Source organism: Parasynechococcus sp., assembly GCF_042954245.1.
Classification (GTDB): Bacteria; Cyanobacteriota; Cyanobacteriia; order PCC-6307; family Cyanobiaceae; genus Parasynechococcus.
This window is the reverse complement of sequence record NZ_JBGKDP010000186.1, coordinates 1-10,843: the sequence shown is the minus strand read 5'-3', so window position 1 is coordinate 10,843 and position 10,843 is coordinate 1. Positions and strand designations below refer to the sequence as shown.

Annotated in this window: 10 protein-coding genes; 6 read left to right on the top strand and 4 right to left on the bottom strand. The window is 61.2% G+C overall.

Going from position 1 to position 10,843, the window contains the following annotated elements:
- Positions 1–62: 62 nt before the first annotated feature.
- Both ACGVJ8_RS08245 and dxs read right to left on the bottom strand, forming a co-directional pair.
- The gene (locus ACGVJ8_RS08245; protein ID WP_392347130.1) at positions 63–1,250 is read right to left on the bottom strand and encodes an NAD(P)/FAD-dependent oxidoreductase; all 1,188 of its coding nucleotides are present in this window, start codon (positions 1,248–1,250) and stop codon (positions 63–65) included.
- A gap of 13 nt (positions 1,251–1,263) precedes the next feature.
- The gene (dxs, locus tag ACGVJ8_RS08240) at positions 1,264–3,195 is read right to left on the bottom strand and encodes a 1-deoxy-D-xylulose-5-phosphate synthase (protein ID WP_392347128.1); all 1,932 of its coding nucleotides are present in this window, start codon (positions 3,193–3,195) and stop codon (positions 1,264–1,266) included.
- Positions 3,196–3,275: 80 nt separating this feature from the next.
- Between dxs and ilvA the strand changes: the two genes are divergently transcribed.
- From ilvA to ACGVJ8_RS08225, 3 genes are read left to right on the top strand one after another with little or no spacing between them, the layout of a single operon-like run.
- A complete protein-coding gene (gene ilvA, locus ACGVJ8_RS08235) occupies positions 3,276–4,805 on the top strand; it encodes a threonine ammonia-lyase, biosynthetic (RefSeq protein ID WP_392347126.1) in 1,530 nt (509 codons plus the stop codon).
- Positions 4,806–4,843: 38 nt separating this feature from the next.
- Positions 4,844–5,341 carry an SMC-Scp complex subunit ScpB gene (scpB, locus tag ACGVJ8_RS08230; protein WP_392347124.1) on the top strand — a complete coding sequence of 166 codons (498 nt, stop codon included), beginning with the start codon at positions 4,844–4,846 and terminating at the stop codon, positions 5,339–5,341.
- A gap of 24 nt (positions 5,342–5,365) precedes the next feature.
- On the top strand, positions 5,366–5,662 hold the full coding sequence (locus ACGVJ8_RS08225) for a YggT family protein (protein WP_392347122.1): 297 nt from the start codon (positions 5,366–5,368) through the stop codon (positions 5,660–5,662).
- Here ACGVJ8_RS08225 and ACGVJ8_RS08220 read toward each other — a convergent pair whose 3' ends face one another.
- Together ACGVJ8_RS08220 and ACGVJ8_RS08215 are read right to left on the bottom strand one after the other, a co-directional pair.
- Positions 5,663–6,136 (bottom strand): hypothetical protein, encoded by a 474-nt coding sequence (locus ACGVJ8_RS08220; RefSeq protein WP_392347120.1) that lies wholly within the window; start codon positions 6,134–6,136, stop codon positions 5,663–5,665.
- Positions 6,137–6,143: 7 nt separating this feature from the next.
- Entirely contained in the window at positions 6,144–6,473 is a 330-nt protein-coding gene (locus ACGVJ8_RS08215) for a nucleoside triphosphate pyrophosphohydrolase family protein (protein WP_392347118.1), read from the bottom strand.
- A 56-nt stretch (positions 6,474–6,529) separates the two neighbouring features.
- Between ACGVJ8_RS08215 and pyk the strand changes: the two genes are divergently transcribed.
- The 3 genes from pyk to ftsH form a co-directional block, all read left to right on the top strand.
- Entirely contained in the window at positions 6,530–7,981 is a 1,452-nt protein-coding gene (gene pyk / locus ACGVJ8_RS08210; RefSeq protein WP_392347116.1) for a pyruvate kinase, read from the top strand.
- A 13-nt stretch (positions 7,982–7,994) separates the two neighbouring features.
- Positions 7,995–9,224, top strand: coding sequence for an ABC transporter permease (locus ACGVJ8_RS08205; RefSeq protein ID WP_392347114.1), 1,230 nt, complete (start codon positions 7,995–7,997; stop codon positions 9,222–9,224).
- Between the two features lie 58 nt (positions 9,225–9,282).
- The coding region (gene ftsH / locus ACGVJ8_RS08200) for an ATP-dependent zinc metalloprotease FtsH (RefSeq protein ID WP_392347112.1) at positions 9,283–10,843 on the top strand (1,561 nt) is incomplete at its 3' end.

The following is a 10,843-nucleotide window of genomic DNA, read 5'->3' as shown; positions in this document are numbered from 1 at the left end:
CGCGGCGTGCTCTGAAGCACATGTTTCGGGGAGGAGACTGGCTCCTCCCCGAAACATGTGCTTCAGAGCAGATACGGCAGCAGCCGAAGGCCGTAACGCTCGAAGGTGTAGTCGAACAAGAGCTCTGAGAGCGCTGGGGCTTCCGCTGTCGCAGAAAGCCCATGAATTAGACGTTCGAGGCGTCGGTCCGCCTTTGGGTTGTCAAGCCCCCACCAGGTGCGCCGCGCCAGCCGGCCCGATACCAACCATCGCCAACTCTGCTGGGCCTTGAGCTGCTGTTGGTAGCGACGGGCCATGGCCGTGGAATCTCCCCGCATTCCTTCAGTGATCAACAAATCGGCCAGTTGATCCGCGCTGTCCATAGCATGGCGGATCCCTTCTCCCCCAAGCAAATTGGCGGAACTGGCCGCATCCCCCACCGCCAGCAGCGCCCCGGCCGCCAAGAGTTCGGAGCGGCAGATGCTGCTGGACACGAGCCCGCCATGACGATCCAGCACCGGGCAGGCGCTCAAGCCGCAGCGTTGAATCAAGCGCTGAAGGGGCCCAGCCAGGCTGCCGGGAGTCGGACGATCCGCCGGTGGGAGGTGACAGACGCCCACCTTCAGCCGTTGCTCCTGCATGGGGAAGATCCAGCCGTATCCATGGGGGATCCAGGCCGTACCCAGAAAGAAACTGATCCGATCCCGCCAGGCAGCGGCCTGACGGTCATCGGCCTGCAGCAACCATTCAACGCCGATGCCCTGCAGCAGCGGATCCTCGGGATTGGGACTGAGGCCGGCCTGCCGCAGCAGATCTCGGCATGCACCCGTGGCATCAATCAACCAGCGAGCCGAGCGCAATGTCGTCCGCCCATCGCGTGTCTGTAGCCGCACGCTGGCTTGATCGGCTGTGAGCGTGCTCAGCGCAGCCCGGCAGTCCTGGATCAACTCCACCCCATGGCGGCGCGCCTCCTCCCAGAGCCAGGACCGAAGCCGGCCGAAGTCGAGCACCACCCCCAGATCACCGGCAGACCACCACTGATGAACAAGACCCGAGGGATCATGCAGCTGCCAGCCCTGCCAGGTGGCAGCAATGGCATCATCCGGCAGACCAAGCCGACGAACAGCCTCCAGAGGTAGGGCACCACTGGAGTAGGCATGGCGATGGGGATCGGCCAAGCGATCCACCAAGGTGACCTCAGCACCCGCCTGCGCTAGTTGAATCGCCAAACGGGCACCGGACGGACCCGCGCCAACGATCAAAACCGACACCGATACCTCAGCTTCAGGTCTGCAGGGCCTTGATCGAAGGGGTGGATGGCAGATCACCAGAGGTGTTGCTGAAGCGCTCAAGGATGCGTTCAGCCATCTGCGCAGGAGTCAGGCCAAGAGCTTCCTTGCTCTGCTGCGGCGTGGCGTGATCAACCAACTGGTCGGGGATGCCGATGCGCAACATCGACACGTTGATGTCCTGATCGATCAACGACTCCAGAACCGCTGCGCCAAAACCACCGGGGAGCGCACCCTCTTCCATGGTGACCACGCGTGGGATGCGTCGCGCCAAGGGATGAATCAGCGCCTGATCCAGCGGCCGCAGGAAGCGGGCATTGATCACAGTGGTGGAGAGCCCGGCTTCCTCCAGCAGCGTTGCTGTGGCAAGGGCCGGAGCCACCATCGAGCCGTAGGCCACGATCATCAGATCGTGGCCTTCCCGCAGCAGTTCACCACAGCCGATCGGCAGCGATTCCCAACCCTCTTCCATCAACGGGACGCCTTCACCGGAGTCCCGGGGGATGCGTAGCGCCGTGGGCCCGTCGTGATGCAGGCAGGTCACCAGCATCCGCTGCAGCTCAGCCTCATCCTTCGGCGCCATCACCGTGAAGTTGGGAATGGCCCGCATGTAGCTGATGTCGTATTGACCCTGGTGGGTCGGGCCATCAGCACCAACAATGCCGGCACGATCTAGCACGAAGGTGACCGGCAGCTTCTGGATGCCCACGTCGTGGATCAACTGGTCGTAGGCGCGCTGCAGGAAGGTGCTGTAGATGGCAACAACAGGGCGCAACCCCTCGCAGGCCATGCCGGCCGCCAGGGTAACAGCATGTTGCTCGGCGATGCCAACGTCCACATACTGGTCAGGAACAGCCTTCTGTAGCAAATCGAGGCCGGTACCAGTGGCCATGGCCGCGGTGATGCCGATCACCCGACTGTTCTGCTCACAGAGCTTAACCAGGGTCTGTCCAAACACCTTGCTGTAGCTGGGGGGCTTGGGTTTCGATGACGGAATCGCCTTGCCGGTACCGAGATCAAAGGCGGGTTGGGCATGATAGCCAACCTGATCGGCCTCGGCATAGGGGTAGCCCTTGCCCTTTTTGGTGACCACATGCACCAGCACAGGGCCGCCCTCACGGTGGGCCGCCTGGAAGGTGCGCACTATTTCACCGATGTCATGGCCGTCGATCGGCCCCATGTAGGTGAAGCCCAGTTCCTCGAAGACAGCACCCACCTTCGGAACCGCAAGGCGACGCATGCTCCCCTTCAGCCGGTTGAGTTCCGCAGGAATCTCACCACCCATGAAGGGCAGGTGCCGAACGCTTTCTTCAACACTCCCTGAGAGGAACTGCATCGGTGGGCTAAGCCGCGCACGGTTCAGCACGTTCGACAGCGCCCCCACTGGCGGGGAGATCGACATGTCGTTGTCGTTTAGCACCACCAGGAGCGGTGTTTTGGGAAGGTGTCCGGCGTGGTTGATGGCCTCCAGAGCCATGCCGCCTGTCAGGGCTCCATCACCGATAACGGCAACGCATTTGAACGACTCACCACGGTTGTCCCGCGCCATAGCCATGCCCAGAGCAGCTGAGATGGACGTGCTGGCGTGACCAGCTCCGAAGTGGTCGAAGTTGCTCTCCGAGCGCTTGAGGTAACCTGCCACCCCGTGCTGCTGGCGCAGGGAGTCGAAGTCGTTGAACCGGCCGGTGATCAATTTATGGGGGTAGGCCTGATGGCCAACATCCCAGACCACACGGTCATAGTCGAGGTCCAGCGTCTGGTACAGCGCCAGGGTCAGCTCCACAACCCCCAGACCAGGACCCAGGTGACCACCACTGGTGGATACCACCTGCAGGTGCCGCTCACGGATCTGCCGAGCCACATCCTCGAGCTGAGCCGGGCTGAGTCCGTGCAGTTCATTCGGATGCTTCAGATCTCCGAGATGCATGCACTGCCAACTCCAATCCATGCAATCTACGGGAACCAACCCGGATCCTGTCTGGATCGAACCCTTGGAAGAATGGTGGGATGACCGACTACCTGCAACGGATCCTGCGCGCCCGCGTCTACGACGTGGCGCGGGAAACACCCTTGGATCACGCCCCCAATCTGAGCCACCGGCTGAAAAACGCTGTTTGGCTGAAGCGTGAGGATCTCCAGCCGGTGTTCTCGTTCAAGCTGCGCGGCGCCTACAACCGCATGGCTCAGCTCAGTGCCGACGAGCTAAAGCGCGGTGTAATTGCCTCCAGCGCCGGCAACCATGCCCAAGGCGTCGCCCTGAGTGCCAAACGGCTCGGCTGTCGGGCAGTGATCGTGATGCCAAGCACCACCCCGGAGGTGAAAGTGCGCGCCGTGCGGGCCCTAGGCGGTGACGTAGTCCTCCATGGCGAGACCTATGACGAATGCTCCGCGGAAGCGCAGCGACGCTGCAAGGCCAAGGGGCTCACCTTCATCCACCCCTTTGACGATCCGGAGGTGATCGCAGGCCAGGGGACGATCGGCATGGAGATCATGCGCCAGGCCGAACAGGCACCCAACTCCATCTATGTGGCTGTGGGCGGTGGTGGCCTGATCGCAGGCATCGCCGCCTACGTCAAACGGCTCTGGCCGGAAACGGAGGTGATCGGCGTGGAGCCGATCGATGCCGATGCCCTGAGCCGCTCCCTTGAGCAAGGGCAGCGGGTGGAACTGGAACAGGTGGGTCTGTTTGCCGATGGCGTCGCCGTAAGAAAAGTAGGCGAACATACCTTTGAGCTGGCCCAGCAGTTCGTGGATCGGATGGTGCGTGTCGACACCGATGCCATCTGTGCCGCTATCAAGGACGTCTTTGAAGACACCCGTTCAATCCTGGAGCCAGCCGGTGCTCTGGCGGTTGCCGGGCTCAAGCAGGATGTGGCCGATCGGCACCTGGCGGGGCGCAATCTCGTAGCGGTGGCCTGCGGCGCCAACATGAATTTCGACCGCCTGCGCTTCATCGCCGAACGGGCTGAGCTCGGTGAAGAGCGAGAAGCGATGTTGGCCGTGGAGATTCCCGAATCACCCGGCAGCCTGAGGCGGCTTTGTGAACTGCTGCGGGAGCGCAGCCTCACGGAATTCAGCTACCGCATGACCGATGGCGCCACAGCGCAGATCTTCATCGGTGTGCAGGTAAAAGATGAAAACGACCGTGCCTCACTGCTGAGCCAACTGGAGCTTGGTGGCTTCCCTTGCCTCGATCTCAGCGAGAACGAATTTGCCAAGGTCCACCTGCGCCACATGGTGGGGGGCCGTCTGCCGTCTTCGGCGCGCATGGCCTGTGCCGGGGAATGCAAGGAGCTGCTGTATCGCTTCGAATTTCCCGAACGCCCGGGTGCCTTGATGGGCTTCGTGGATGCTCTGCACCCCGGCTGGAGCATCAGCATCTTCCACTACAGAAACCACGGTGCCGACGTGGGGCGCATTGTTGTGGGAGTGCTGGTGCCGGAACAAGAGACGGAGGGCTGGACCGAATTCCTCAATGCTCTGGGGTATCGCCACTGGGATGAAACCAACAACCCGGCCTATCACCTATTCCTTTGAGTTTCAGGGCAGTAGCTTGAGTGTTCTCGAGGGTTGTGATGACGTCTCCATCCCTGCCCACCCGAATCGAGGCGATTCTTTATCTCAAGGGTCGGCCCGTCAGCATTGGCGAACTGACCGAGCTAGCCGACTCCGACCGCCGAAGTGTTGAAAAAGCTCTCGTGGCCCTGACGGCCTCCTATGTCCAGCGGGACAGTGCCCTAGAGATCGTTGAGCAGAGCGGTCGCTACGGGCTGCAGCTCAGGCCGGGCATGGCCGATCTGGTCAAAGACCTGCTGCCGGTGAATCTCTCCACGGCAACCCTGCGAACCCTCGCCACCATTGCCCTGAAGAAACGCATTCTTCAATCGGATCTTGTGGACCTGCGGGGCTCGGGGGCCTACGACCACATCAAGGAACTGCTGGCGCAGGAATTCATCGAACGGCGTCGCCAGAGCGAGGGGCGATCCTATTGGCTCACCCTCACTGAAAAATTCCATCGTACCTTCTCCGTGCTTCCTGATCTTGGGGCAACCGATCTGACGGAAGCTGCATAAAGTCAGAGCAGATCAGCTCCCGTCATGGAATCTCTACCCGTCACCCTGCTGCAGGTGCTGTCCCAGACCCTGCAGATCTATTCCTTGGTGCTGATCGTTCGAGTTCTGCTGAGCTGGTTCCCAAACCTGGACTGGGGCAATCCGATGCTGAGCAGCGTGAGTGCGATCACCGACCCCTACCTGAACGCCTTCAGGGGTTTGATCCCACCGCTGGGGGGCATTGATCTCTCAGCCATCCTGGCCTTCCTTGCCCTGAATCTGTTGCAGGGCCTGGTGGGGCAGTCGATCAGCGCCTTCTACATGTCGGGCTCCACCTGGTGATCACTGCTGGTTGATGCTCCGTTCCAACGGCAGTAAATCATCGTCGTCGGCATCAACCCGGGTTCGGACCGGAGCATTGAACCCACGGGCACGGGGATTTTTGATCACAAACGGTCCGGGGGTTCCCGCAGGCACTGAGATTCGTAGGGCGATCGGGGAGTGACCGGGGTTCACATCCCCGATCGATCCTACCCGGGTTCTGTTTGGAAGAACGGGTTCACCACTGGCATCCAGGATCCTTGCGTACACATCGGTGTCGATGACGCTGTTTTTGCCGCGGTTCTCAACGTCTCCCGTCAGCACAAAACAGCTGGCACCCACAGGTCGGCTCAGTTCAGGTTGATTGCCAGCGTCCTGCTCTCCGCAGGGATCCAGGCGAACCTCACTGAGTTGCAGTTCAGCGGCATCGCAAGGCAGTGCCAGTCCAAGCAGCAGAGGCAGGCTGCACAACAAGGCAAGGAGTCGTCGGAGCATCAGGAGATCAACGTTGGTCACCACTGCCGCCGATACGCCCACGGGCAGCCCGGCTCGACAGTTTCTGCAGGTTGGCGTCAGCCACCTCATTGAGGTCATAACCCAGTTCGCTGGCCAGCTGAGCCACGTACCAGAGCACATCTCCCAGCTCCAACTTGATTGCTTCGCGGGTGTCGGTATCAAAAACCCCCTCACGATCACGAATCACCTTTTTCACCTTGTCGGCCACCTCGCCGGCTTCACCGATCAAACCAAGGGTCGGATAAATGGGATTACGGCCCACATCCGGGTAGGCAGCCGTCTTTCGGGCGGCGTCCTGATAGGAATTCATCTTCATGAGGCCGTTTGGGAAACGCCCGGATGGTAGTTTCCGCAGGGATTTCCAGCCGCGATATGGGCCAGTTCGACCTGAACCGACGGACCAAGATCGTGGCCACCATCGGCCCTGCCACGGAGAGTCCGGAGCGGATTAAGGAGCTGGTGAAGGCTGGTGCCACCACTTTTAGGCTGAATTTTTCCCACGGGGACCACAACGAACACGCCGCACGCATCGCCACGATTCGTCAGGTGTCTGAGGAATTGGGGCAGACCATCGGCATCCTCCAAGACCTTCAGGGCCCGAAGATCCGGCTCGGGCGGTTTGCCGAGGGGCCAATCACCCTGGCCAATGGCGACCCGTTCACGCTCACTTCACGGCCGGTGAGCTGCGACAAGACGATCGCCACCGTGACCTACGACAAGCTGGCTGACGAAGTCACCGCAGGAAGCCGGATCCTGCTCGACGACGGCCGCGTTGAGATGAAGGTCGATACCGTCGATAAAGCGCAGCAGACCTTGCATTGCACCGTCACCGTGGGAGGTGTTCTTTCCAACAACAAGGGCGTCAACTTCCCGGACGTTCAGTTGTCCGTTCGCGCCCTCACGGACAAGGACAAAACCGACTTGGCCTTTGGCCTCAACCAGGGGGTGGACTGGGTGGCCCTCAGCTTCGTGCGCAATCCCTCCGACATGGAGGAGATTCGCGGACTGATCCGCGAACAGGGTCATGAGACCCCTGTGGTGGCGAAGATCGAAAAATTTGAAGCCATTGATCAGATCGATTCGATCCTGCCGCTCTGTGACGGCGTGATGGTGGCCCGCGGTGACCTTGGCGTGGAGATGCCGGCCGAGGAAGTTCCGTTGCTGCAGAAGGAACTGATCCGCAGGGCCAACAGCCTGGGTATCCCCATCATCACGGCCACCCAGATGCTGGATTCCATGGCCTCCAGCCCCCGGCCAACCCGAGCTGAAGTCAGCGACGTGGCCAACGCCATCCTGGATGGCACCGACGCCGTGATGCTCTCCAACGAGACCGCGGTGGGGGATTTCCCGGTGGAAGCCGTTCAAACCATGGCCACCATTGCCCGAAGGATCGAGAAGGACTACCCTCAACGTTCAATCGATAGCCACCTGCCCAGCACCATTCCCAACGCCTTGAGCGGAGCGGTCAGCACCATCGCCAGCCAGCTCAATGCCTCCGCAATTCTTCCTCTCACCAGAAGTGGGGCCACGGCTCGCAACGTCAGCAAGTTCCGGCCGGCGGCACCCATCCTTGCCATCACTCCTGATCGCACCGTCGCCTGTCGTCTTCAGTTGGTGTGGGGCGTGACACCGCTGGTGATTCCCCAGGGCGAACGCACCACGCAGACTTTCCAAGCAGCAATGGTCAAGGCCAAGGAGCGCAATCTGCTTAAGGAGGGTGATCTCGTGGTTCAGTCCGCAGGCACCCATACCGGCGTTTCCGGATCCACAGATCTGGTCAAGGTGAGCATCGTCGGCAACGAAGCTGAGGCCACACTGATCTGAGCGACGCCACACCATGAACCGGCGCATGCCCGCAACGGAAACTGTGCGGATGGCCCTGTCCACCCTGCGAAGCAACCGCCTGCGCAGCCTGCTCACGATGGTGGGCATCGTGATCGGCAACGCCTCGGTGATCACCCTGGTGGGAGTGGGGCGTGGCGCTCAGGGGCTAGCGGAGGAGCAGCTGACCAACCTCGGCGCCAACGTATTGTTTGTGGTTCCGGGCAACAACAACACCCGTCGCCAGGGGGCAACGCGACCCCAGACCCTTGTTCTGGAGGACGCCGAAGCGATCGCCACCCAGGTTCCCAGCGTCAAGCGCGTCGCCCCACAGATCAATAGCAACAAGGTGGTGCAAGCGGGGGCACGCAGTACCACCAGTGCGGTTTATGGCGTGACACCGGAGTTTCTTCCGGTGCGCAGCTTCAAAGTGGCCAAGGGCCGTTTCATCAGTGCCCAGGACGAAGCCGGTGCAAGGGCAATTGCCGTGCTCGGCTCAGATCTGCGCACCAAGTTGTTTCCCACTGGCCCAGCGATTGGTCAGCAGGTGCGCATCGGTAATCAAGGCTTCGAGGTGGTCGGTGTGATGGCTCCCAAAGGGGCCGTGTTCGGCAGCAACCAAGACGAAAACGCCTACATCCCCCTTTCAACGATGGTGAACCGGATCACCGGACGGGATCCGATCTACGGCGTCAGCCTCACTTTCATCAGTGTGGAAGCCAAGGATGAGCAGAGCATCAGCGCAGCAAACTTTCAGATCACAAACCTGCTGAGGCAGCGGCACCGGATTCTCCGGGATGACGATTTCGCGGTGCGGTCGCAGAAGGATGCCCTCACCATCGTGGGCACCATCACTGGAGGCCTCACCTTGATGCTCGGGGCCATCGGGGGGATCTCCCTGCTGGTGGGCGGCATCGGGATCATGAACATCATGCTGGTGTCCGTCAGCGAACGAACCGAAGAGATCGGTCTGCGCAAGGCCATGGGGGCCCGCAGCAGTGATGTGCTGCAGCAGTTCCTGGTGGAATCCCTGGTGCTTGCCAGTCTGGGCGGCGCCATCGGCACGCTGGTCGGTCTTGGAACCGTGAGCATCGTGGCGGCGGTCACGCCCCTCCCGGCAGCGATCGGCGCCACGATGGTGGTTGTCACCGTTGGACTCTCAGGATCCATCGGCCTGTTCTTCGGTGTCGTGCCAGCTCGACGAGCCGCAAAGCTCGACCCGATTGTTGCCCTAAGGGGCCTTTGATCAAGGCCTCAGAAATCAGACCAACTCATTTACACTAGTTAACGAATTTTTTCAGCTCATGAATCAGCGCTGGCGCCTTCTTGCCCTCTGGCTGTTGCCAATCGGCGTCGTGTTGCTGATTGGCTGGCAGGTGGTGAGCAATGGAGGCATCAACGGCCTCAGCGAGAACAGCAATGGCACCACCGTCGCTCCTCGCAATGCTGCGGTGGCGCGCATGAGCTACGGTCGCTTTCTCGATTATGTCGAAGCCGGTCGCGTCACAGCCGTTGATATCTACGACGGTGGTCGCAACGCTGTGGTGGAAGCCGTCGATCCTGATCTCGACAACCGCGTCCAGCGCCTGCGCGTTGATCTGCCCGGTCTTGCCCCTGAGCTGATCAACACGCTGAAGACTGAAGGCATCAGCTTTGACATTCATCCTCCCCGCACAGCGCCTCCGGCCCTCGGCGTGCTGGGCAATCTGCTGTTCCCGCTGCTGCTGATCGGTGCCTTGATCTTCCTGGCTCGCCGCAACAGCAATATGCCTGGAGGCCCTGGCCAGGCCATGCAGTTCGGCAAAAGCAAAGCCCGCTTCATGATGGAAGCGGAGACCGGCGTCATGTTTGATGACGTGGCTGGTGTTACCGAAGCCAAGCAGGAACTTCAGGAAGTGGTCACCTTCCTCAAGCAGCCCGAGCGGTTCACCTCCGTGGGTGCTCAGATTCCCCGCGGCCTTTTGCTGGTTGGCCCTCCCGGCACCGGCAAAACCCTCCTCGCCAAGGCCATTGCTGGTGAAGCGGGTGTCCCCTTCTTCTCCCTCTCTGGCTCTGAGTTCGTTGAGATGTTCGTTGGCGTGGGTGCCAGCCGCGTCCGCGACCTGTTCAAGAAGGCCAAGGAGAACAGCCCCTGTTTGATCTTCATCGACGAAATTGATGCGGTTGGCCGCCAGCGCGGTGCCGGCATCGGTGGAGGCAACGACGAACGCGAACAGACGCTGAACCAGCTCCTGACGGAGATGGATGGCTTCGAAGGCAACAGCGGCATCATCATCATTGCTGCCACCAACCGCCCAGACGTTCTGGACTCAGCTCTGATGCGTCCCGGCCGTTTTGACCGTCAGGTCACCGTTGACGCCCCGGACATCAAGGGTCGCCTCGCCATCTTGGATGTGCATTGCCGCAACAAGAAGCTCGAAGAGGAGCTATCTCTCGAAAGCATCGCCCGCCGCACCCCTGGCTTCACTGGTGCTGACCTGGCCAACCTGATGAACGAGGCGGCTATCCTCACCGCCCGCCGCCGCAAGGAAGCCATCGGTTTGAGGGAAATCGACGACGCTGTCGATCGCATCATCGCCGGCATGGAAGGCCGTCCTCTCACCGACGGTCGCAGCAAGCGTCTGATCGCGTACCATGAGGTGGGACATGCCCTGATCGGGACCCTGGTCAAGGACCACGATCCGGTTCAGAAGGTCACCTTGGTTCCCCGTGGTCAGGCCCAAGGCCTAACCTGGTTCTCGCCGGACGAAGAACAAACCCTGGTCACCCGTGCCCAGCTCAAGGCACGCATCATGGGAGCCCTTGGTGGTCGTGCCGCAGAGGATGTGGTGTTCGGTCATCAGGAAGTCACCCCCGGAGCCGGTG